Below are 21,252 nucleotides of genomic sequence, written 5' to 3'. Positions count from 1 at the left end.
GACGCGGGAACGAGGCCTCAGGCGCTCTGCCGGAACGCGGAGCGCGGGGTCAACCACATGACCAGGCCCGCGACGCCGAGCATGCCACCCGAGATGAGAAAAGCCGGGCCAAAGCCGAAGCCGTCGATCACGCTTCCCAAAACGATCGGGGCGATGATCTGCCCCACGTCGGCGAAGGCCTGATACGCCGACATCACGTTGCCGCCGGAACGCCGGGACCCGACGATATCCGTCAGCGTGGCCTGCATCGACGGCGTATACAAACCCGTGCTCAGGCCAGCGGCCAAACACAGTGCCCAGAAGGACCACGGATGCTGTGCCCCGCCGACCACGCCCGTGAGCACGGCCGCCAGAAGCAGGCCGACCACCAGGAAGGGTCGCCGCCCGAACCGGTCCGACAGCCCGCCCAAGACGATCTGGGCGAGCGCGGAACCGCCGGCGAAGATGCCCAAGGCGATGCCCGCGATGCTCGCGCCCGAACCGAAGCCCGAGCTCGGGGCACCGGCGGCCCCCGCGATCGACGCGGCGAACAGCGGAATGATCGCCACGCGCGCGCCCAGATTCGCCCAGCCGTGCGCGAAGCTCGCGACCAGCAACGAGCGGTAACTGCCCACGGACCAGGCCTGCCTGAACGTCATCGGCAACAAAACCGAGCCCGTGTCGGTGCGCGCCTCGACCGGCCGAAGCTTCCAGGCGGCCACACCGATCGCGAACATCAGGGCCAGCGCGTAGATCACGAAGGGCGCTCGCATCCCCCAGGCCGCGGTCAGGCTCCCGATCACCGGTCCCATGATGCTGCCCAGCATGAACGACGTCGCGTAGTACCCGGAGACCTTCGCCCGGATGGTCGGGGGAGCGAGCCTGGCGATCAGCCCCATCGCCGAGACGGTGAACATGACCGAACCGATGCCGCCCAATCCCCGCAGCACCACCAGCAGCGCGTAGGACGGTGCGAACGCCGTCGCGGCCGAGGACAGCGCGACCACCGCCAACCCGATCAGGTAGGTCCGACGTTCGCCCACGCGCGACATGATGGGGCCGGCGACCGGGGCCCAGGCCACGCGCATCAGCGCGAACGCGGACATCACCGCGCCGGCCGCCGTGGCCCCCACGCCGAAGGACGTGGCGAATTGCGGCAATACCGGGGCGACCACGCCGTACCCGGCCGCGATCACAAACGCGGCGACGACCAAAACCCGAAGATCGGTCGGCACGCGTACCCGTCCGTTCGACCGGCCGCTCGTCTCAGGGGGCTCCCGGCGACCCGCCGTCCCAGCCTTCGGGGGATTCTCAGAATTCACTCATCGAACCCTACCCGCGAGAGCCGATAGCGGCGATAGACCGCGCAGCGCGGATCGGTGTCGGGAGCACCCACCGTGTGGCAAGCTGGAAGCGTGAACGACACCCTCATCTTGATCCTGTACATCCTTGCCGGCGTCGTGGTCCTCGGAGGCCTCGCCTTCGTCTTCCTCAAGGGCCCGAAGGCGCCCAAGGGAGGCTACCCGGAAACCCGGGACGAAGACGACACAGAGGCAGCCACCTCGGCGCCGACCAAACCCGCCTACGATCGGCCAGCTCCTGTCGCTGGTCGCCTCCAACGCCTCCGCGCCCGCCTGGCCAAGTCCAATTCGATGCTCGGAAAGGGCCTGCTGGCCCTGCTCTCGAGCGAAAAGATCGACCAAGACGTGTGGGACCAGATCGAAGAGACGCTGCTCATGGCGGACCTCGGTTCCGAACCGTCCCAGCGCCTCGTCGAGGCTCTGCAAACCCGCGTCAAGGTCGAAGGCACCGACGACCCGGCCCGGGTCAAGACCATGCTCCGGGAAGAATTGCTCACGATCGTCGACCCCACGATGGATCGACAGCTTGGTCTCGAGGGCGAAGCCGACAACCCCGGGGTCGTCCTGGTCGTCGGCGTCAACGGCGTCGGCAAGACGACGACCGTCGGCAAACTGGCCCGAGTCATGGTCGCCGAAGACAAGAGCCTCCTCCTCGGTGCCGCCGACACGTTCCGCGCCGCGGCGGCCGACCAACTGCAAACCTGGGGCAACCGCGTGGGCGTCGAAACCGTCCGCTCCGAGAAAGAAGGGGCCGACCCCGCGTCGGTCGCCTACGAGGCCGCCGACAAGGCCAAGAAGGACGGCGTCGACACCCTCATGATCGACACCGCGGGCCGTTTGCAAAATAAGGCCGGCCTCATGGACCAGCTCGGCAAGGTCAAGCGCGTGGTCGAAAAGGTATCCCCGGTAACCGAGGTCCTGCTGGTCATCGACGCGACCACGGGCCAGAACGGCATGGTCCAGGCGAAGGTCTTTGCGGAGGTCGTCAACATCACCGGCATCGTCCTGACCAAACTCGACGGGACCGCCAAGGGCGGCATCGTGGTGGCCATCCAGAACGAGCTCGGCGTGCCCGTCAAACTGGTCGGACTCGGCGAGGGCCCCGATGACCTGGCCCCCTTCGACCCCGAAGGATTCGTCGACGCCATCATCGACTAGCCCCACGATCGGCAACCGGCGGCACCGCGAAGTTCCTTCGCCCGCCGCAAAGAAACAGGCCCGGTTCTCCGCAACGGCGGGGACCGGGCCTCTTTGCGCCCACGACGCAGCGGCGACACACGCCCGTAACGAAAGATCGGGCTCCGTTACACCCCCGAAACCTGGGCCGCTGCTCGCGGAAACACCCGAGGACAAGACTGAGCCCAACAGCTACTGTGGGCCGGCCAGGGCCGACCCCTCGGGAAAGGGAAACGATCGTGGATCAATTGACCGCCGGTGACGTCTGGACCATCGTCGCCGCATCACTCGTCCTGTTCATGACGCCCGGCCTGGCGTTCTTCTACGGGGGAATGACGAGGGTCCACGCGGCCCTGAACATGATCCTCATGAGCTTCGTGTCGATCGGCCTCGTCGGCGTGGTGTGGGTCTTGTGGGGCAGCTCCATGGCGACCACCCCGTCGGTGATCCCGGGCATCGTCGGCAACCCCGCCGGCGACTTCGGCCTCGTTTCCTCGCTGAAGACGGGCGACCTGCTGTCGGTCGGCTTCTCCGCAACCTTCGCGATCATCACGGTCTCGCTGATCTCCGGATCCATCGCCGACCGCACCAAATTCGGCACGTGGTGCGCCTTCGTGCCCCTCTGGATCACCCTCGTCTACGCGCCCCTGGCCTTCATGGTGTGGGCCGACGGCGGCGTCTTCACCGAACACGGGGTCATCGGCTCGGTGCTGGGGGAGGCCATCGACTTCGCCGGCGGACTCGTGGTCCACATCAACGCCGGCGTCGCCGGGCTCGTCCTGTGCCTGATGCTCGGCGTCCGTAAGGGATTCGGAACCGACCCGCAGCAACGCCCGCATAACCTCCCGTTCGTCATGCTCGGCGCAGCGATCCTCTGGTTCGGCTGGTTCGGATTCAACGCCGGTGCCGCGACCGACGCCGCACAAGCCGGTCGCATCTGGGTCAACACCCTCGTCTGCCCGGCGGCCGCGATGCTCGGATGGCTCCTGACCGAGCGCCTCCGTGACAAGCACCCGACCACCCTCGGCGCCGCCTCCGGAATCGTGGCGGGACTCGTGGCCATCACACCGGCCTGCGCCAACGTGGACCCGGGCTGGGCGATCGTCCTCGGCTTCGTCTCGGGAGCCGCGTGCGCGCTCGCGGTCGGCCTGAAATACCGGTGGGGCTACGACGATTCCCTCGACGTCGTCGGCGTGCACCTCGTCGCGGGCATCATCGGCACGGTCGCCCTGGGATTCATCGCGACGCCGGAGACCGGGCAGGCCGGCCTCTTCTACGGCGGAGGCTTTCACCAGCTGCTGGCCCAAACCGTCGCGACGGTGCTGACCATGGCCTACACGGCGATCATGACCTTCGTGCTGGCCTGGGTCCTCAAAAAGGTGATGGGCTTCCGCATCAGCGACCGCGAGGAGCTCATGGGCATCGACGTATCGGCTCACCAGGAATCGGCCTACGCCTTCCTGGCAGGCATGGCGGAGACCCACGAATCGGAGACGGCTCCGGAGGCCGCGGGGCCGAACTCGGCGGGCAGGAGCGAGCTTTCCGGCGTGGCCGGTCCGGCGACTCGACCCGCGGATCGCGAACCGGTCGGGTGAGGAAATCCCGGCCGGCGGCGCGGTGAGATCGTCGCGAACGGGTAGCCGCATTCGTGTCTGTCCGGGGAATCTGCGAGCCAAGCTCTGATCCTCCGGCGGACCGTGACGCGGCTACCCGTTCGCGGCGTGGAAAAAATGCCGGGTGCCGCGACGGCCGGTGCTAGTCTTGTAAGCCGACCGACCACCCGCGGCGACCGGCGAAAATCTTCGTCGCGCCCGGAGACCTCTGCACTGAAAGTAGACCACGTCACGTGTTCAATTCCCTCTCCGACCGTCTAGCTTCGACCTTCAAGAACCTCCGCGGCAAGGGCCGGCTCTCGGAGGCAGACGTTGACGCGACCGTTCGCGAGATTCGTCGTGCCTTGCTGGACGCCGACGTCGCCGTGCCGGTCGTCCGTGCCTTCACCGCCTCGATCAAGGAACGCGCCACCGGGAGCGAGGTCTCCGAGGCCCTGAACCCGGCCCAGCAGGTCGTCAAGATCGTCAACGAAGAGCTTCAGGGAATCCTCGGCGGCGAGACCCGCCGCATCAACATGGCCAAGACCGGCCCCACGATCATCATGCTGGCCGGTCTGCAGGGTTCGGGTAAGACCACCTTCGCGGGCAAGCTCGGCCGGTGGCTCGCGGGCCAGGGCCATAAGCCGTTGCTGGTCGCCTCCGACCTTCAGCGCCCCAACGCCGTGACGCAGCTCCAGGTGGTCGGTGAGCGTGCCGGCGTGCCGGTCTACGCGCCGCACCCGGGCACCACGAGCGAATTCGACGACCCCACCGGCGACCCCGTGCAGGTCGCCCGGGACGGCGTCACGACCGCCCGAGCCAAGCTCCACGACGTCGTGATCGTCGACACCGCGGGCCGTCTGGGCGTTGACCAGGAACTCATGAAGCAGGCGCGGGACATCCGCGACGCGATCGTTCCCGACGAAGTCCTGTTCGTCATCGACGCCATGATCGGCCAGGATGCCGTCAACACGGCTCTGGCCTTCAACGAGGGCGTCGACTTCACCGGCGTCGTGCTGTCGAAACTCGACGGTGACGCCCGCGGCGGTGCCGCGCTGTCGGTGGCCTCCGTGACCGGCAAACCGATCATGTTCGCCTCGACCGGTGAGAACGTCACCGACATCGAACAGTTCCACCCGGACCGCATGGCCAGCCGAATCCTGGACATGGGCGACGTCCTGACCCTCATCGAGCAGGCGGAAGCCAGCTGGGACAAGGCCGAAGCCGATCGCATGGCCAAGAAGTTCCAGGATCGTGAGGACTTCACCTTCGAGGACTTCCTCGCCCAGATGCAGCAGATCCGCAAAATGGGCTCGATGAAGAAGATGCTCATGATGATGCCGGGCGCCGCGCAGATGCGCCAGCAGCTGGAGAACTTCGACGACAAAGAGATCGACCGGATCGAGGCGATCGTCCGCTCGATGACCCCGCACGAGAGGGTCGCCCCGAAGATCATCAACGGTTCCCGCAGGGCACGCATCGCGCGGGGCTCCGGCGTCACGGTATCCGAGGTGAATCAGCTGATGGAGCGCTTCGCACAAGCCCAGAAGATGATGAAGCGCATGGCCTCCGGCCAGGGAGTTCCGGGTATGCCCGGTGGAATGCCCGGCATGGGCGGGGCCGGCGGCGCCAAAAAGAACCGCAAGAACGTCAAGGCCAAGGGCGGCAAGAAGGGCCGTTCGGGCAACCCCGCCAAGCGCGAGGCGGAGCTCAAGGGCCAGACGCAGAAGCCGGCCCAGAAGAACGGCTCGAGCTTTGGAAAGAGCCAAGACTTCGATATGGATTCGATGAACCTGCCGAAGGGCTTTGAGAAATTCCTCGGGGACAAGTAGACCTGTCAGTATGGTTGATACTTACCTCTCCGAAGAGGACTTCAAGGCATTCGTCGAGTCCCTCCCGCGACGCCGCCTCGCCGCGGGCGCGCTGATCACCGACGAATCCGACCGCCTGCTCATCGTCAAGCCCAATTACAAGGACGGCTGGTCCCTTCCCGGTGGCACCGTCGAGGCCGGCGAGGCGCCCCAGGAAGGGTGTTTCCGCGAGGTCCTCGAGGAAGTCGGCCTGGACCTGCCCCGGGGGCGCATGTTGCTGGTCTTCCACGGCCTGAATATGGGCGGCTGGGGAGACTCCGCGTATTTCATCTACGACGGCGGAACGATCTCCTCGGAGGCTCCGATCGTGCTTCAAGAAGAGGAACTGACCGAATACCGATTCGTCCCGTTCGCGGACGTGGACGGATTCCTGAGCCCGGGATTCTCGGCACGCCTGCGTCAGGCGCACGAGGTTCGCGGGTCGGATCGGGTCATCGAACTCAGCTCTCACGGCTGATTCGCAGAAACTGAGCGCCGGGTGCGCACGCCCGTCACGGGCGAGCGCGGGTACCGTGAGGATCATAGAGACCGCCGAACAGGGAAGGGGAGAATCATGACGTCACAGCGTCCTGCCGACAAGGCGCCGGAGCCGGGAGGCATTTCCTGGCAGTGGGTCCCCGTTCGCCTGGATCTGCATCGTCAACTCAGCGAGACCACCGATGGCGGGGTCGTCGTGACCGGCGCCGGGGTCGACGCCGAACGCGAGCGCATCCTGAAACTCATCCGGGAGCAGGCGGTTCCGGCCCTGTACACGATGGGCGAGCACAACCTGCGGCTCATGGTCCCCGTGCACATCCGCAACGAGGTCACGCACGTGGCGCGGGCGGATGAAGACGGTGGTCTCAGCCTCGGGGGAGAGCTCGGCGAGTTCATGGAGACCATACTGGCCTTTCCCGGCCTCGAATACGCCTCGTGGCAGACCGGCGACGGCATCTCGGGCAATCCCAGCGCCGTCGGGATGTTCGAGGCCTCGTCTCGCCAGGTGCAGCGCGCCGTGGCCCACGCGGGTCCGGAAGGCTGGATGGATCTGGCCTCGGCGGGAGACCGGTGGGTCATCGTGACCTCCGAGCATTACGAAGACCTTTTGGCCCTGGTCGATGAGCTGCCCCACCGCGCCGTCGTCCTCGACACGGACGGCGAGCACCGCGCCGCCACGTTCTGCCCCACGGTCGGGGATCCCCTGACCCTGTCCTGGGGCCCGGTGCGCGGAGCCGTCGTGACCTATCCGAGCGACTCGCCCGCCGGTGCCCTCCAGTCCGAGATCGCCGGCCAGGAGGAGATCGACGTCCGTGACGCGGCCCGTTCCCAAGCGGTCGAAAATCTCACGGAAGCGTTCGGGCTGGACGACGTCGGCGCCCGTCGCCTGGCCCAATATGCCGCGGACGACCACGGACGGTTCGCCCCCGAATCCGTGCTGCAACTACTGGGCCTGAGCGACATGCCGGCCAAGATCATCGATGGACGCAAGGCGATGTCTGACCAACCGGGATACGAGCGCATCGAGCCTCAGGGGCAGGCCATGACCGCCGACCAGGGGCGTGAAGCCCTCGAGGCCGCCCAGCAGATGGGGGCGGCGGCCCGCCGAAGCGGCTGGGTCATGGCGGCCGCGGCGGGTGCCGGCATCGGCGCGTGGCTGCTGCGTCGAAAGCGGTAGGCGTGGGGCGCGGCTCGCGGTGGGCGGCCCTTGGCGGGTGGCTCAACGATGCGGAAGCGCCGCATTGGGTGCGACCGCGCCCGAAGGCTTCCTCCCAGCGCGCCGACGTCCTCCTGGCGCTGGCCCTCAGCGTGTTGAGCGTGTTGCTGACCGGCCTGATGCAGTCCTTCGGTGGTCCGCTGGGAGAGAGCACCTATTCCGGCATCGACTACGCCTCCGCGGCGTTGATGCCCCTGAGCCTGCTGGCACGTCGGCGATACCCCCTGTGGACTCTGGTGATCGCCACGATTCTTTTTCTGGTGCTCTCGAGCCTCTCCCCGCCGGTCGCGACCTCGTGGGTGTTCCAGGCCTGCTATTTCTCGGCGATCTATACCGCCGTGGCCTGGTCGCCGACGCGTCGGCGCACGTGGATCGTCGTCGGCCTGGTCATCGCGGGGTTCTTGGCCATGATTGCCCTGCCCTGGTTCCTCTCGTCTCCGGTTGAGTCCGAGCTACAGGAGAAGTTCCACGGTGCGCAAGGGCCGCTGGATCCGCTGCTGGCCTACGGGCTCTTCTCGGCCCTGGTCAATATCGCCTACGTCTGCGGCGCGGCCGCCTTCGGGAGGAGTTCCTGGAAGGGCGCGTTGCGTCGCACGCGTCTGGCGGGGCAGGCTCGCACGATCGAGAGCCAAGCGAAGATGCTGACGCGCCAGGCGGTCGTCGAGGAGCGGTTGCGGCTGGCTCGCGACCTGCACGATTCGGTGGGGCATCACTTCACCGGCGTTGGTCTCCAGGCCGCGGGTGTGCGAAGGATCTTGGAACGTTCGGTGCAGGACGGGCGCATCGCGGTGGACGAAGAACACGCGAGCCTGGTCCGCGAGTCCCTGCGAGCGGTGGAGGACAGCACCCGCGAAGGCATCGGCGAGCTGCAGACGGTCCTGGGCGTCCTCCGCGCCGAAGACGAAGGATGGGAACCGGAGGCCACGCGCCCCGAGGCATTCCGCGATCTCCCCGCCCTGGTGGCCCGCTTCGAGGACCTTGGCCTCACGATCCGGGTGTGGGTCAGCGGAGAAGGCGGTACGGCGTACGGCGAGGTCGAGGACCATCCCTTGGACAATGTCCGGCAGGCCCTGTACCTGATGATCCAGGAAGCGTTGAATAACGTGTTGAAGCATTCCACGGCCCGGGAGGCCAAGCTGGAGATCGTATCCCGGTCCGCCGCCGAGGAGCTCGAGGTCCGCGTGACCGATCCCGGTCCGGCCCGGCTGGACACCGACCCGCGGCTCGTCTCGAGCAACGGGGTGGGCCTCCGCGGAGTGGAGGAACGGGTCGTCGCGTTGGGCGGTCACTGCAGTTATGGCCCCAGGGAAAAGCACTCCGGCTGGACGACGTCGTTCACGATCCCCTGGCCGATCATGTCGGAACTCGACGGGGAGGACTCACCGTGACGCGACCCTTGAAGGTTTTTCTCGTCGATGACCAGAAGCTGGTTCGCTCGGGCTTCTCCCTCGTGCTCTCGGTCGAACCGGGCATCGAGATCATCGGCGCCGCCGCCAACGGACAATCCGCGCTGGACCAGTTGCGCCACGAACCGGCCGACGTCGTGCTGATGGACATCCAGATGCCGGGGATGGATGGGCTCGAGGCCACCCGGCACATCGTCGCCGAGGGACTCGGACGAGTCATCATGTTGACCACGTTCAACCGGTCCGACTACCTGTTCGGGGCCCTGGAGGCGGGCGCCAGCGGCTTCCTGCTGAAGACGGCCGGCGCGGAAGAGGTGGTCGCGGCGATCGAGGCGGTCGCGGACGGACACGCCCTGCTGAGCCCCGAGGTGACGCTTCCGCTGATTCGTCGCATCGTCGATCCCGCCGAGCCCCCGGGGCAGGACGGCGAGAACCGGGCCTCGGAACTCAACGGGTGCGATTCGCCCGACGATGCCAGGGCGCTGGCCGAGCTGTCCGACCGCGAGAAAGACGTCCTCGTCCTCATGGCGAAGGGGAAATCCAACGGCGAAATCGCCGAGGAACTGTTTCTGGGGCTGGCGACGGTCAAGACGCACGTGTCCCGCATCTTTGCCAAGACCGGCAGCCGGGATCGGGTCCAGGCGGTGATCTTCGCGTTGCGGACGCGGTTGGCCGGTCTGGAACGGCCCCACGAGACGTGATGCACTCGACCACGCCGGGGCCGAGAACATGCTGGTCTTGCCTCGTCAGGTCTGGCATACTTGTCGGGTACTCAATGCGCGCGGCCCCTCTCACCGTGTGACATTAGGTCCGCAGGATTCAGATCGACGACCCCGCCCCACGGGTGTGTGTGGCTGAATCCGACCTTGTAAAGATACAGGAGAGTCCACACAAGTGGCTGTTAAAATTCGTTTGAAGCGTCTGGGCAAAATCCGCGATCCTCGCTACCGCGTGGTCGTGGCCGATTCCCGCACCAAGCGCGATGGTCGTGCCATCGAGGAGATCGGCATCTACCAGCCGACCGAAAACCCCTCGTTGGTTCGGATCGACTCGGAGCGTGCCCAGTACTGGCTGTCCGTCGGCGCTCAGCCGACCGAGCAGGTTCTGGCATTGCTCAAGCTGACCGGCGACTGGGCCAAGTTCAAGGGCGAGGGCGCCGCAGAATCGACCGTCAAGCCGGTCGATCCCAAGCCCGAGTTCCAGGTTCCTCAGAAGGATTCGGTCATCATCACCGAGGCCATCACCAAGAAGGGTGATGCCAAGGCTGAGCAGACCGAGGCTTCCGAAGAGTCGGCCGAAACCGCCGAAGAGTCTGCCGAATAATCATGTTGTCCGAAGCCTTGAAGCACCTCGTGCAGGGGATCGTTGAGCACCCCGAGGACGTCGAAGTTCGTTCGCGTTCCGGCCGGAGAGGGCAGACCCTTGAGGTCCGCACCAACCCGGAGGATCTCGGCCGGGTTATCGGCCGAGGGGGACGGACCGCCAAGTCGGTTCGTACCGTGATCAACGCCCTGGCCGACGGCGAACAGGTTCGGGTGGACGTCGTCGATACCGATCGACGTCACTCATAGCATGAACGGCACAACGCCGTGACGACGGGCCCGCGTCCACCCCTGTGGTGGAGGCGGGCCTGTTATATTTCCGGGAGTACCCCGTGGCCACACGGCCACACGAATGAAGGAGACCACCGCGGTGAAGGTGCACGTTGCCCGTATCGGCAAACCCCACGGGATCAAGGGGGAGGTCACGGTTCAGCTGTACACCGACACCCCGGAATCTCGTCTGGTCAAGGGCGCGACCTTCGCGGTCGAGCCGGCGCATCCGCTCGCGCCCCGAGGGACGCTGACCGTCTCGAGCGCGCGGTGGAATAAATCCATCATGGTTTTGGGCTTTGACGAGGTCCGTACCCGCAATGACGCCGAGTCGTTGCGGGACCATCGCCTGGTCATGGACACCGAGGTCGAAGACGACGAGACCGACGGCTATTACGAACACGAGCTCGAAGGATTGGACGTCTACGTCGTCGACACCCCCGAACAGACCGAACTGACCGAGCCGGTGGGAGTGGTGGCGGGCCTCCAGACGATGCCCACGCAGGATCTGCTGCTGGTCACGCTGCAGGACGGCACCGAGGCCCTCGTTCCGTTCGTCGAAGACATCGTTCCCGACGTCGACCTCGACCAGGGGTTTGTGGTGTTGTGCCCGCCTCCGGGCCTGCTCAGCCTGAATTCCGACGAGGAGGACGGCTCGCCGCGATGAATCCCCGGTACGACGTCGTGTCCATCTTTCCCGAATACCTCCAGCCGCTCGAGCTTTCCCTCATCGGAAAGGCGCGTCGGGCAGGCCTGCTCGAGCTGACGATTCGTGACCTCCGCGAGTTCACGACGGATCGGCACCGCACGGTGGACGACACCCCCTATGGCGGCGGGGCCGGAATGGTCATGAAGGCCGAGCCTTGGGCCCAAGCCCTGGAGGCCATCCAACCCTCCGAGGCGGAGGACCCCGAGGCGAGGCCCGTTCTGGTGGTTCCCTCGCCGGCCGGCGAGGTCTTCACGCAACGCACGGCCGAGGACTTCGCCCGCGAGGAGCACATCGTCTTCGCGTGTGGGCGGTACGAAGGGATTGACGAGCGGGTCCTCGAATGGGCCGCCGACCGCTTCCGTGTTCGCCCCGTGAGCCTCGGCGACTACGTCCTGAACGGGGGAGAGGTCGCCGTCATGGCCATGGTCGAGGCCACGGCCAGGCTCCTGCCCGGCGTGATCGGGAATCCCGAGTCTCTCATCGAGGAATCCCACGCGGATGGACTGCTGGAGTACCCCGTGTACACCAAGCCCTCCGTCTGGCGAGACCGCCCCGTTCCCGAGGTCCTTCTCTCCGGGAACCACGCGGCGATCGCCAGGGCGCGACGCGACTGGCAGCTGGAACGCACGTCCCGCCGACGTCCCGACCTCATCAAGGACCTGCCGGAGGATGCCTTGGACCGACGCGATCGAACCCTGCTCGACGAATGGGCCCGGGAACGTGAGCAGGACGACACGGTCTAATCCACAACGAGCCCGGTCAGCGTGGATCTTCCGCGACCCGTGTGGCAAAATGGTGGATTGCGCCGTCTCCGGGCACGCCCCTGCCGCAGGGGGAAGAGCGACCTGACGGAAGACGGCACTCGATCGCCAATCGCGATGGGGTGAAACATCTCTTCGGAAGCATTCGCGCCACGAGCGCGGAAGCCTCCGTCGTATCAATCAGTTGGTGGCCTGCGGCATTGACTGAGGAGAAAATATCTCATGCAGACTCTGGATTTCATTGACCAGAAGAACCTCCGCACGGACATCCCGGAGTTCGGCCCCGGCGATACCCTCGATGTTCACGTCAACATCACCGAGGGTAACCGCTCCCGTGTCCAGGTGTTCCGTGGCTACGTCGTCGGCCGTCAGGGCGCCGGCGTGCGCGAGACCTTCACCGTCCGCAAGGTTTCCTTCGGCGTCGGTGTCGAGCGTACGTTCCCCCTGCACTCCCCGATCTTCGACAAGATCGAGGTGCTGACCCGCGGTGACGTTCGTCGCGCCAAGCTGTACTACATGCGTGACCGCCACGGTAAGGCAGCCCGCATTCGTGAGAAGCGCGAGTCCAAGTAAGGCTCGACGCGATCATGATGTCGGCCGACTCATCGGCCCACGCCGCCAAGCGCCGGTTCCCCCTGGGGAACCGGCGCTTGGTCGTGGTGGCGCTGGCCATCGCCATCCTGGTGATCGTTCTGGTCCGTGGATTCCTCGTGGATGTCTTCTACATTCCCTCCGGATCCATGGAGCCCACCCTGGAACAAGGGGACCGGGTCGCGGTGTGGAGGGTCGGCGCGGGGGATCCTCACCGGGGTGACGTCGTCGTCTTCGACGGGTCCGGATCCCTCTGGCCCTATGACTCCGGGGCGAACCCCCTGACGCGGTTCGTCGATGAAGTGGGCTCGTGGGCGGGTATGAGCCAGCGAGACGGCATCTACGTCAAGCGCGTCATCGGTGTCGCCGGGGACCACGTGCAGTGTTGCGGGACCGACGGCAAGGTGACGGTCAACGGCCAGCCGCTAGACGAGTCCTACGTGATGCCCGGCGACAAGCCCTCCGAGACCCCGTTCGACGTCGTGGTTCCGGAAGGCCGCATGTGGGTCATGGGGGATCATCGATCGGATTCGCGGGACTCCCGTGCCCTGATCGGCGCGCCCGGCGGGGGACTGATCAGAACCGATAAAATCGTCGGACGCCCCGTCGCCGTGTTGTGGCCCTTCGAATCCATTCACCGAATTCGACGCTGACCGCGCTCGACGAAAGTAGACTTGGCTCAGACTTGAGCACGTGAGCAAAGGACACCTCCATGGCATCTGACCAGAACGCCGCATCCGACGATTCATTGAACGGGTCGTCGGTCGACGATTCCCGGCCCGCCCGTCGCCGGGCGTCCAAGAGTCAGAAGAAGGAACAGCCCGAGGGCATGTGGCCGAAGATCAAGGAAGTTCTTCTGGTCATTGTCTACGCGCTCATCATTGCGTTCATCGTCAAGACCTTCATCATCCGTGGCTTCTATATTCCGTCGGGATCGATGGAGAATACCCTTCAGCTCAACGACAGGATTTTCGTCAACGTCGCCGGCAACTACTTGTCGGATCCCGACCGCGGCGACATCGTCGTCTTCAAGGACAGCCAGCACTGGATCCCCGAGAGCCAGGCGCCCACCTCGTCGAACCCCGTGCGCGACGCGTTGTCCTTTGTGGGTGTCCTGCCGGATTCATCTCAGAACTACCTGATCAAGAGGGTCATCGGTAAGGGCGGCGACCACGTGACGTGTTGCTCCTCCGACGGCAAGGTCGAGGTCAATGGCAAGGCCCTCGACGAGTCCTCCTACCTGTACCCGGGCGCGAAGCCCTCGGACTTTCCCTTCGATGTGACGGTTCCCGACGGCGAGTACTTCGTGATGGGCGACCACCGCAATGCCTCCGCCGACTCCCGCTACCACATCCAGCAAGGGACGGAATTCGTCAAGCGCGACGACATCGAGGGTCGGGCCTTCGTCACGGCCTGGCCCATCAGCCGGTGGACCTGGTTGGATTCCGCGGACGGGGTCTTTGCCGACATCCCCGGCCCAAAGTCGAGCGATAGCGGCGAATAGTGACCCTTCGGCACGACGCCCGGGATCGCCGCTCGGGGCCGGATCTTGCGGTCGAGCAGGAGCTCTTTGCGCAGGGATACGCCGGGGTCATCGGCATGGACGAGGTCGGGCGCGGCGCCCTGGCCGGCCCGGTGATGGTGGGTGCCACGTGGGCGTCTCCGGAGATCGTCCTGGCCGTTGACGGACTCACCGACAGCAAAGCGCTCAGCGACGCCCGACGCCGGAGCATGGTCTCCGAGATCCTCGGCTGGGTCGCGGCCGCGACCGGTAGCGCGTCCCCGCGGGAGATCGACGAGCTCGGGATCACCCAGGCCCTGCGCCTGGCGGGCATGCGGGCGCTTGACGCGCTGTCGGCCCGCGTCGGGGAACGGACGATGCTCGCCTCCGCGGTTCTCCTCGATGGCCGCGACGACTGGCTGACCCGCACCAGGGACCTCTTTGCCGAGATGGAACCGGATATCCTCCGGGACTATCGCGCTGGGGGCCCCTTGTGGGATCTGCCGGTTCGCACCGAGATCAAGGGCGACTTCCGATGCGCCACAATCTCCGCGGCGAGCGTGGTCGCGAAGGTCGAGCGTGACGACCTCATGATTTCCTGGGCCGAGACGCATCCGGCATACGGGTGGGAGCGCAATAAGGGCTACGGGGCCGAGATCCATCGGCTCGGTATCGAAAGATGGGGTCCTTGCCCCGAGCACAGGCTGTCGTGGTCTTTAGGGGCCACGGAAGACCAGGTGGCCAGGGCGCGGAGGCATCGGGCGTCCTGAGAGATGGGCTTCGCGCAGCCCATCACGTTTCCCACGACGCCCGTTGATCGGGCACACGGCATCGACCGCGTCCGTGTCGGGAGCGGCTCTCCGGTCAGCTCACGCGTCGCGCCCGCAGGACGACGTCGTGGACGTGGTGGGCCGAGACCGCACCGGCGGGACGCTGCCGACGCTCGTTAACCTCGATCTCCCAGTCCGGCGAGGCGGAGAGCGCCTTCGCGAAGTCGTAGGTGCCGACGAAGGCCTCGTGGTCGAAGGGCCTGGTGGCATCCTGCTCCGCGTGGGACAGGGTCTCCCGGATATCGCTGACGTCGTGGTTGATGATCAGCAGGCATCCGCCGGGGGCCACCGCGTCGAGGAAATTCGCCGTCCCGCGTGCGTCCGGGGTCCGGGGGATCGAGGCGTAGGCGGCGGTGACCAGGTCATACTTGGCCCCGGCGAAGGGGTCGGCCGCGTTGGCGTCGGCCTGCAGCGTTTCCACCGGCACCGAACGGCGCTGTGCCTCGGCGCGGATGCGTTCGATGGCCCGGCTCGAGATATCGCTCGCGGTCACCCGCCAGCCCTGTTCGGCGAGCCAGAGGGCATCACCGCCTTCGCCGGCGCCGATGTCCAGAGCCGTGCCCGGGGTCAGGCCCGTGACCTCGGCAACGAGGGAGCCGTTGGGGTTTCCGCTCCACTGGAGATCTCCGCTGTAGCGGCCGTCCCAATCGGCGGCGTGGGCGACGGGACGTGCTGCGGCCTCGAGATCCTCCTGGGCCAGATCGAAGCTGACCATCGCCCCGACCCGCGTGCCGGCGGCGGCGGTGGGGAGCACCTGAAGCATGGGTTCGGCAAGGGTTCCGGCCGCGTAGAGGCCAGGCACGGCCGTTGCGCCGGTCATCGGATCCGCCTCGACGTAGGTCGCGACGCCGCTGGGATGCTCACTAGCCGTCAGGCCCAAGCCGGCGAAGGGGGAAACATGCGCGTGTGGACGGGTGCTGACGAGGACGGTGTCGGCGGCGATCTCGGAACCGTCTGCCAGCTCCACGGCACGTAGCTGCCCCGCCTCGTCGTCGAGGATTCGCTCGACGGGCCCCTGGGTCACCGTCACTCCCGCGGACCGGAGGGTCTCCAGTTGCGGGTCGTCGGCGGGGACGCCCGCGTGCACCACGACGGTGAGCTGGTCCGTGAGCTGGCGTAGCAGCGGCAGGGCGTGCAGGCCAACGGGCGAGGTCACGAGCGCGACGATGCGTCCATCCCGTGATTCGTAGCCGTGGCAGAAGGGGCAGTGGATGACCGACGTGCCCCAGTGCTCGGCGAGACCGGGGATGTCCGGAAGCTCATCGGTCAGGCCGGTGGCGGCGACGACGCGGCGTGCACGGAGTACATGACCGCCGCTCAGATCGATGCGGAAGCCCTCGGGATCGCGGGCGACGTCGAGGGCTCGCCCGGTCAACACCTCTGCGCCGTAGGAGCGCACCTCTTCGCGGGCGATCCGCAGGAATTCCTCCGGCGAGCGTCCTTCGTGGCCGAGGTAGCTGTGCATCGCCTCGGCCGGAGCGTTGCGCGGTTCGGCGGAGTCGACCACGATCACGGACCGACGCTGTCGCGAGAGCTGCAAGGCGGCCGCGAGGCCGGCGGCGGATCCGCCGATGATCGCGACATCGGCGTGCCGGGTGATGGTGGGAGGGATGGAGTGTGAGGCGCCGCCGTGGTGGTGGGCCTGGTCGGCGCCGGGCTGGTTTTCGTGGTGCTGTTCGCTGGAGGTCATGGATCAACCATAGCGATTCTCACGGATATAGAATAGGCTCTTGCAGTATTCGCAAGGATCGCCAGAATCGCAGGAGGAGCCCCGTGTCCGAGATCGAACAGGTCGTGCGCACCCGGCTGCGCAGCCTCCGCCACGCGCAGTCGCTCTCGCTCGACGAGCTGGCCGAGCGCTCCAACCTCAGCCCCTCGACGATCAGTCGGATCGAGACCGGCAAGCGCGCGATCAGCCTGGATGTTCTTCTCCCGTTGGCCCGGGCCCTGCGCACCGACGTCGAGACCCTGCTCGAGAACGAGACCGACGACGACGTCGTCATCAGGCCCGTGGCGAGCCAGGAGGGCTCCCGGACCACGTGGATGCTCTCCAAGGCGACGGGCAACATCAAGGCCCTCAAGGTCCGGCTCGAGCCCGCCACCGCGGCCCCGGAGCAGCGGGTGCACCCGGGTCACGACTGGTTCTTCGTGCTGGAAGGCAGGGTCCGCCTTTTCTTGGGGGAGCGTGCGGTCGTCGTCGAGGCGGGCGAGGCGGCCGAATTCGGCACGATGACCCCGCATGCCTTCGTCGCGGAAGGGGGCCCTGCGGAGGTGATCATGGTCTTCGACCAGGAGGGCCACGTCGTGCATCGCCATGACGGCGAGGAATGAAGGGGACGATTTCGGGCGCAACCATCGTGTCGCGTCCCCGACCGGATCAGGGACAATGCGTCGAGGGTTTGGCCGTGCAGGGCGCTAGGCGGCGATCATCCACACGAGGGCGGCGAGATTGGCAACCGCGGTCAGTGCTGGCCCGTACGTTTTGAGAGGGTCGCGGATACGCGCCCCGATGCCGGCGTCTATCGCTTGCACGAGTACCATCGCTACCGCCACCGCGGCGGCAAACCCCGCCGAATTCACGAAGAACGCCGCCAGCGCTACCGCGAGCAACGCGGTACTCCGCGCGAGGGCGTCATCGGACGCGTTCTTCGATGCCGGAACGGCGGTGTGGAACGCCGCCACCGCGTATCCGAAACTCACGGCCGCACTGATCACGGTGATGGCTACACAAACCCAGTACGAAAGACTCATTATTTGAGGCTACAGCGGCTCCGCATCCGGTAGGCGCCTCCTGACACGAATTTCCCGCGGGGAATCAACCGGGTCTTCCAACCGCGTCCAGAGGCGCTGGACGGCGGGCATGGCCGGAGGCGCCGTACACAGGCCATCTCGGCTTGGGGAATCGGCTGTCTTGTCCACCATCACGCGATGTTTGCGCCGGTTCTCGATGGGGCCGAGCCCCGGACGGGGCATCGTGGGCGCATGAATCATTGCAGCAGTGAACGGATGAAAGTAGGCCTGTGGGGAGAAGAAACGGCCGCGGCCGTTCTTCGGGCTAAGGGATGGTCCATCCTCGACCGCAACTGGCGGCCGCAGCGCGCCGGATCGGGTGTGCGCGGGGAGATCGACATCATCGCCCGACGCGGCCCGCAAATCATCGTGTGCGAAGTCAAAACCCGGTCGAGCCTGAGCTTCGGGCATCCGTGCGAGGCGGTGGATGCCGCGAAGGCCGCCCGATTGTGCCAGCTGGCGGGGGCCTGGTGTTCCGCTACCGGCCAGCGTCGGGACCAGGTTCGCATCGACGTCATCGCGATCGTCGGCCATGAGCGGCGCTTTTCCGTGGAGCACCTGGAGGGGGTGCTCTGATGGGGTACGCGCGGACCTTCACGGTGGCCCTGTTGGGGCTTTCGGGTCACCTGATTGAGGTCGAGGCCGATATCGGGCAGACCCTTCCCGCTTTTGTCCTGTTGGGTTTACCCGATACGTCGCTCAAGGAGTCGCGGGAGCGGATTCGATCCGCGGCGAAGAATTCTGGTGTTCCATTGGTGCCCCGAAAGCTCACGGTGAGCCTGACGCCGGCGAGCCTGCCGAAGGCGGGCACGGCCTTCGACCTGGCGATTGTGGTGGCCGCGATCCAGGCCGCAGGTCAGGCACGCCCCACCGATCGGTGCGTGTTCCTTGCCGAGGCCGGCCTCGATGGCTCTCTTCGGCCGGTTCAGGGTGTGTATCCGGCGGTCAGCGCGGCGGTCGAGGCGGGCCATCGAACGGTGGTCGTCGCCGCCGAGAATGGCTCTGAGGCCAGGCTGGTCGAGGGGGCCGAGGTGGTGGCCTTCGAATCCCTGGCGGACGTGCTGAGATGGTGCGGTGCGGAGGATTCTCGACTCCGTTGGCCCGGCGAGCGGACCGTGTCCCTGACGAACCCGACCCCGGCGCGTCCGCTTCCTGATCTCTGTGATGTGGTGGGGCAGGAGCAAGGGCGTTGGGCCCTGGAGATCGCCGCGGCGGGAAACCACCATCTGGCCATGTTCGGCCCACCGGGAACCGGTAAAACGATGCTGGCCGAGAGGCTGCCCGGAATTCTTCCCGTCCTCGACGAGAGCGCTTCGCACGAAGTGACGTCGATTCATTCGATAGGCTCACCGGGGGCCCGGCTCAATCGGCTCATGACCGAGCCTCCCTGGGAGGCCCCCCACCACACCGCCTCGACCACGGCGATCGTTGGAGGCGGAAGCGGCCTTCCCCAACCGGGCGCCGTCTCTCGGGCCCATCACGGCGTGTTGTTCCTGGACGAGGCCCCGGAGTTCCGCCGCGGGGTGTTGGACGCGCTGCGCCAACCCCTCGAATCAGGGTCCGTGACACTGAGCCGCGCCAAGGGCAGCGCGAAATATCCGGCCAAGTTTCAGCTGGTCATTGCCGCGAACCCGTGTCCCTGCGGTCGGTCGATGAGCATAGGGGAGACCTGCACGTGCGCGCCCAGGGAGAAACGCTCCTACCTGGGAAAGATCTCGGGGCCGCTACTGGATCGGATCGACCTGCAACTGAGGGTTCCAAAGTTGTCGTGGAGCGAGATCAACGCGGGCACCGCCCCGGAATCCTCCGCGACCGTGGCGGCCAGGGTCGCTCAGGCCAGGGCTCGTGCCAGGGAAAGGCTTCGCAAATTGGGCATATCGTCGAATTCGGAAATCCGGGGCAGCCACCTCCGGGACCAGCTTCGCCTGCCTCCGAAGGTCCTCACGGGCCTCAAACGGTTGCAGGAACGAGGAGACCTGACGTTGCGCGGATGCCATCGCATCGAGCGCGTGGCCTGGACCCTGGCTGACCTCGACGGCGCCGAGTCGCCCCGCCGGGATCACATCGACGCCGCCATCGGATTGCGCACCGGAAGGGGATGGGAAGCATGACGCGCTCCTACGAGACGGACGAACACACGGCGCCCCGGGCCGTTACGAAGGCGTCGACATCCGTGAACCGTGGGTCGGGGGCCGTCGGTCGGGCGGACGAGGCCCGGGAGGCCCGTATCCAGCTCATGCATGTGCTCGAGCCGCAGGACTACCTCGGCATGGCCCTGATCGGCGCGCTGGGCCCGGTCCCCGCCGCGGAGATCGTCTGCGGGCGGAAGCCCTCGCCAGCGGAGATCGACAAGGTTCGGATGACATCTCCGGAACTATCGGACAAGGCGGAGCCGGAAGGCCTCGATAAGGCCTGGGAACGGTGGAGGCACCGAAAGCCGCTTCGGAACCCGCTGGCGACGGAGCGCACCATGAACGGGCGCGGCGCATGGCTGGCAACCCCGGAGGACCCGGACTGGCCCTCTGCGCTGCGGGACTTGGGGCACCTTGCGCCCATAGGACTGTGGGGCCGCGGGGACCGGGCCGGGCTGTCCGCGCCGAGGTCCCGCAACCTTTCGGTCGTCGGTTGCCGGGACGCCACGGCCTACGGCGTGGAGGTCACGAACCATCTCGTCAGTTCCGTGGCGGGCGACGGTTATGCGATCCTCTCCGGCGCGGCATTCGGCATCGACGCCGCGGCCCATCGCACCGCACTGGCGGTCGGCACGTCGTCACCGACCACCATCGCCTTCCTGGCCTGTGGCATCGACCGGTCCTATCCTCGTGCCCACCACGGTTTGCTGGAAGACATCGAATCAGCGGGCCTGATCCTCACCGAACTGAATCCGGGGGCCAGCCCCATGCGACATCGGTTCCTCCAGCGCAATCGACTGATCGCCGCGCTGTCCGAGGTCATCGTGGTGGTCGAGGCCCGGTTCCGTTCGGGGGCGCTGAACACGGCGCGTCACGGCCTGGAACTCGGCAGAACGGTCGGCGTCGTCCCCGGGCCGGTCTTCAGCGATCAGTCGGCCGGCTGCCACCGTATGGTCTCCGAGGCCCCGGTGGAACTGATCACGTGCGCGGAAGACCTGCGCGCCCTGCTGCCGGCCATACCGGGCGGCGATGGAGCCTCGGGCCGGGAAGCCGGGTCAACGAGCGGTCCTGAAACCAACGACCCCGTCTTAAGCCAGGAACAGGCCCTGGTCCGAGACGCCCTGCCCGCGGGGCGTGGTGTGGCGCCGGAACGTCTCTGTTCGGTGGCTTCGCTGCCCATCCGCACGGTCATGGCGTCGCTGGCACACCTCGAGATGGTGGGCTTGGCACGGTGTGAGGGTGGGCTGTGGCGCATCACGAGATGAAGC

22 protein-coding genes are annotated in these 21,252 nt (G+C 66.7%); 19 read left to right on the top strand and 3 right to left on the bottom strand.

What is annotated here, in order from left to right:
- Positions 1–17 precede the first annotated feature (17 nt).
- The gene (locus tag CURSPS6_RS04735; RefSeq protein WP_152978057.1) at positions 18–1,214 is read right to left on the bottom strand and encodes an MFS transporter; all 1,197 of its coding nucleotides are present in this window, start codon (positions 1,212–1,214) and stop codon (positions 18–20) included.
- Positions 1,215–1,394: 180 nt separating this feature from the next.
- On the opposite strand from CURSPS6_RS04735, the gene ftsY reads away from it, so the two are divergent.
- The 15 genes from ftsY (at position 1,395) to CURSPS6_RS04660 (ending at position 15,002) form a co-directional block, all read left to right on the top strand.
- Entirely contained in the window at positions 1,395–2,498 is a 1,104-nt protein-coding gene (gene ftsY, locus CURSPS6_RS04730; protein ID WP_030014503.1) for a signal recognition particle-docking protein FtsY, read from the top strand.
- Positions 2,499–2,755: 257 nt separating this feature from the next.
- Positions 2,756–4,111 (top strand): ammonium transporter, encoded by a 1,356-nt coding sequence (locus CURSPS6_RS04725; protein ID WP_268750747.1) that lies wholly within the window; start codon positions 2,756–2,758, stop codon positions 4,109–4,111.
- 251 nt (positions 4,112–4,362) lie between these two features.
- Positions 4,363–5,940: a signal recognition particle protein gene (ffh, locus tag CURSPS6_RS04720; protein WP_030014499.1), complete on the top strand. Its 1,578-nt coding sequence runs from the start codon at positions 4,363–4,365 to the stop codon at positions 5,938–5,940.
- A 10-nt stretch (positions 5,941–5,950) separates the two neighbouring features.
- Complete coding sequence (locus CURSPS6_RS04715) at positions 5,951–6,436, top strand: NUDIX domain-containing protein (RefSeq protein ID WP_030014498.1); 486 nt, start codon at positions 5,951–5,953, stop codon at positions 6,434–6,436.
- A 96-nt stretch (positions 6,437–6,532) separates the two neighbouring features.
- Complete coding sequence (locus tag CURSPS6_RS04710) at positions 6,533–7,633, top strand: hypothetical protein (RefSeq protein WP_030014497.1); 1,101 nt, start codon at positions 6,533–6,535, stop codon at positions 7,631–7,633.
- Positions 7,609–9,060 (top strand): sensor histidine kinase, encoded by a 1,452-nt coding sequence (locus tag CURSPS6_RS04705; RefSeq protein ID WP_152978056.1) that lies wholly within the window; start codon positions 7,609–7,611, stop codon positions 9,058–9,060. Before CURSPS6_RS04710 ends, CURSPS6_RS04705 begins: the two co-directional genes overlap by 25 nt.
- Positions 9,057–9,779: a response regulator gene (locus tag CURSPS6_RS04700; RefSeq protein ID WP_030014494.1), complete on the top strand. Its 723-nt coding sequence runs from the start codon at positions 9,057–9,059 to the stop codon at positions 9,777–9,779. Before CURSPS6_RS04705 ends, CURSPS6_RS04700 begins: the two co-directional genes overlap by 4 nt.
- Before the next feature lie 193 nt (positions 9,780–9,972).
- Positions 9,973–10,401: a 30S ribosomal protein S16 gene (gene rpsP, locus CURSPS6_RS04695; RefSeq protein ID WP_030014493.1), complete on the top strand. Its 429-nt coding sequence runs from the start codon at positions 9,973–9,975 to the stop codon at positions 10,399–10,401.
- Between the two features lie 2 nt (positions 10,402–10,403).
- Positions 10,404–10,649, top strand: coding sequence for an RNA-binding protein (locus CURSPS6_RS04690; protein ID WP_030014491.1), 246 nt, complete (start codon positions 10,404–10,406; stop codon positions 10,647–10,649).
- A 121-nt stretch (positions 10,650–10,770) separates the two neighbouring features.
- Positions 10,771–11,337, top strand: coding sequence for a ribosome maturation factor RimM (gene rimM, locus CURSPS6_RS04685; RefSeq protein ID WP_030014490.1), 567 nt, complete (start codon positions 10,771–10,773; stop codon positions 11,335–11,337).
- Positions 11,334–12,122 (top strand): tRNA (guanosine(37)-N1)-methyltransferase TrmD, encoded by a 789-nt coding sequence (gene trmD / locus CURSPS6_RS04680; RefSeq protein WP_051687636.1) that lies wholly within the window; start codon positions 11,334–11,336, stop codon positions 12,120–12,122. Before rimM ends, trmD begins: the two co-directional genes overlap by 4 nt.
- A 240-nt stretch (positions 12,123–12,362) precedes the next feature.
- Positions 12,363–12,713: a 50S ribosomal protein L19 gene (gene rplS, locus CURSPS6_RS04675; RefSeq protein WP_030014487.1), complete on the top strand. Its 351-nt coding sequence runs from the start codon at positions 12,363–12,365 to the stop codon at positions 12,711–12,713.
- Between the two features lie 14 nt (positions 12,714–12,727).
- Positions 12,728–13,384 (top strand): signal peptidase I, encoded by a 657-nt coding sequence (lepB, locus tag CURSPS6_RS04670; RefSeq protein ID WP_051687635.1) that lies wholly within the window; start codon positions 12,728–12,730, stop codon positions 13,382–13,384.
- A gap of 59 nt (positions 13,385–13,443) precedes the next feature.
- Positions 13,444–14,235, top strand: coding sequence for a signal peptidase I (gene lepB, locus CURSPS6_RS04665; protein WP_035810194.1), 792 nt, complete (start codon positions 13,444–13,446; stop codon positions 14,233–14,235).
- On the top strand, positions 14,235–15,002 hold the full coding sequence (locus CURSPS6_RS04660) for a ribonuclease HII (protein ID WP_035810192.1): 768 nt from the start codon (positions 14,235–14,237) through the stop codon (positions 15,000–15,002). Before lepB (CURSPS6_RS04665) ends, CURSPS6_RS04660 begins: the two co-directional genes overlap by 1 nt.
- A 94-nt stretch (positions 15,003–15,096) precedes the next feature.
- On the opposite strand, the gene CURSPS6_RS04655 is transcribed toward CURSPS6_RS04660, so the two are convergent.
- Positions 15,097–16,752, bottom strand: coding sequence for a bifunctional NAD(P)/FAD-dependent oxidoreductase/class I SAM-dependent methyltransferase (locus CURSPS6_RS04655; protein WP_082470078.1), 1,656 nt, complete (start codon positions 16,750–16,752; stop codon positions 15,097–15,099).
- A gap of 83 nt (positions 16,753–16,835) precedes the next feature.
- Between CURSPS6_RS04655 and CURSPS6_RS04650 the strand changes: the two genes are divergently transcribed.
- Positions 16,836–17,393: a helix-turn-helix domain-containing protein gene (locus CURSPS6_RS04650; protein ID WP_030014481.1), complete on the top strand. Its 558-nt coding sequence runs from the start codon at positions 16,836–16,838 to the stop codon at positions 17,391–17,393.
- A gap of 84 nt (positions 17,394–17,477) precedes the next feature.
- Here the strand turns inward: CURSPS6_RS04650 and CURSPS6_RS04645 are convergent, their stop codons facing one another.
- Positions 17,478–17,813, bottom strand: coding sequence for a hypothetical protein (locus CURSPS6_RS04645; RefSeq protein WP_235503671.1), 336 nt, complete (start codon positions 17,811–17,813; stop codon positions 17,478–17,480).
- A gap of 231 nt (positions 17,814–18,044) precedes the next feature.
- Between CURSPS6_RS04645 and CURSPS6_RS04640 the strand changes: the two genes are divergently transcribed.
- The 3 genes from CURSPS6_RS04640 to dprA are packed head-to-tail and all read left to right on the top strand — an operon-like array spanning position 18,045 to position 21,249.
- Positions 18,045–18,428 carry a YraN family protein gene (locus tag CURSPS6_RS04640; RefSeq protein WP_030014478.1) on the top strand — a complete coding sequence of 128 codons (384 nt, stop codon included), beginning with the start codon at positions 18,045–18,047 and terminating at the stop codon, positions 18,426–18,428.
- On the top strand, positions 18,428–19,963 hold the full coding sequence (locus CURSPS6_RS04635) for a YifB family Mg chelatase-like AAA ATPase (protein WP_030014476.1): 1,536 nt from the start codon (positions 18,428–18,430) through the stop codon (positions 19,961–19,963). The genes CURSPS6_RS04640 and CURSPS6_RS04635 overlap by 1 nt, the downstream gene beginning before the upstream one ends.
- Positions 19,960–21,249 (top strand): DNA-processing protein DprA, encoded by a 1,290-nt coding sequence (gene dprA / locus CURSPS6_RS04630; protein WP_160319773.1) that lies wholly within the window; start codon positions 19,960–19,962, stop codon positions 21,247–21,249. The genes CURSPS6_RS04635 and dprA overlap by 4 nt, the downstream gene beginning before the upstream one ends.
- Positions 21,250–21,252 lie beyond the last annotated feature (3 nt).

Origin of the sequence: Curtobacterium sp. S6, assembly GCF_000710345.2 — a bacterium.
Lineage (GTDB): Bacteria > Actinomycetota > Actinomycetes > Actinomycetales > Micrococcaceae > Rothia.
The sequence above is the reverse complement of the archived record's forward strand: the minus strand, read 5'-3'. Positions and strand labels throughout refer to the sequence as shown.

Coding starts and splice junctions, on each gene's coding strand:
- CURSPS6_RS04635 (WP_030014476.1), top strand. CDS start 18,428: ATGGGGTACGCGCGGACCTTCACGGTGGCCCTGTTGGGGCTTTCGGGT.
- trmD (WP_051687636.1), top strand. CDS start 11,334: ATGAATCCCCGGTACGACGTCGTGTCCATCTTTCCCGAATACCTCCAG.
- lepB (WP_035810194.1), top strand. CDS start 13,444: ATGGCATCTGACCAGAACGCCGCATCCGACGATTCATTGAACGGGTCG.
- lepB (WP_051687635.1), top strand. CDS start 12,728: ATGATGTCGGCCGACTCATCGGCCCACGCCGCCAAGCGCCGGTTCCCC.
- CURSPS6_RS04690 (WP_030014491.1), top strand. CDS start 10,404: ATGTTGTCCGAAGCCTTGAAGCACCTCGTGCAGGGGATCGTTGAGCAC.
- rplS (WP_030014487.1), top strand. CDS start 12,363: ATGCAGACTCTGGATTTCATTGACCAGAAGAACCTCCGCACGGACATC.
- CURSPS6_RS04655 (WP_082470078.1), bottom strand. CDS start 16,752: ATGACCTCCAGCGAACAGCACCACGAAAACCAGCCCGGCGCCGACCAG.
- CURSPS6_RS04645 (WP_235503671.1), bottom strand. CDS start 17,813: ATGAGTCTTTCGTACTGGGTTTGTGTAGCCATCACCGTGATCAGTGCG.
- CURSPS6_RS04640 (WP_030014478.1), top strand. CDS start 18,045: ATGAATCATTGCAGCAGTGAACGGATGAAAGTAGGCCTGTGGGGAGAA.
- dprA (WP_160319773.1), top strand. CDS start 19,960: ATGACGCGCTCCTACGAGACGGACGAACACACGGCGCCCCGGGCCGTT.
- CURSPS6_RS04710 (WP_030014497.1), top strand. CDS start 6,533: ATGACGTCACAGCGTCCTGCCGACAAGGCGCCGGAGCCGGGAGGCATT.
- CURSPS6_RS04715 (WP_030014498.1), top strand. CDS start 5,951: ATGGTTGATACTTACCTCTCCGAAGAGGACTTCAAGGCATTCGTCGAG.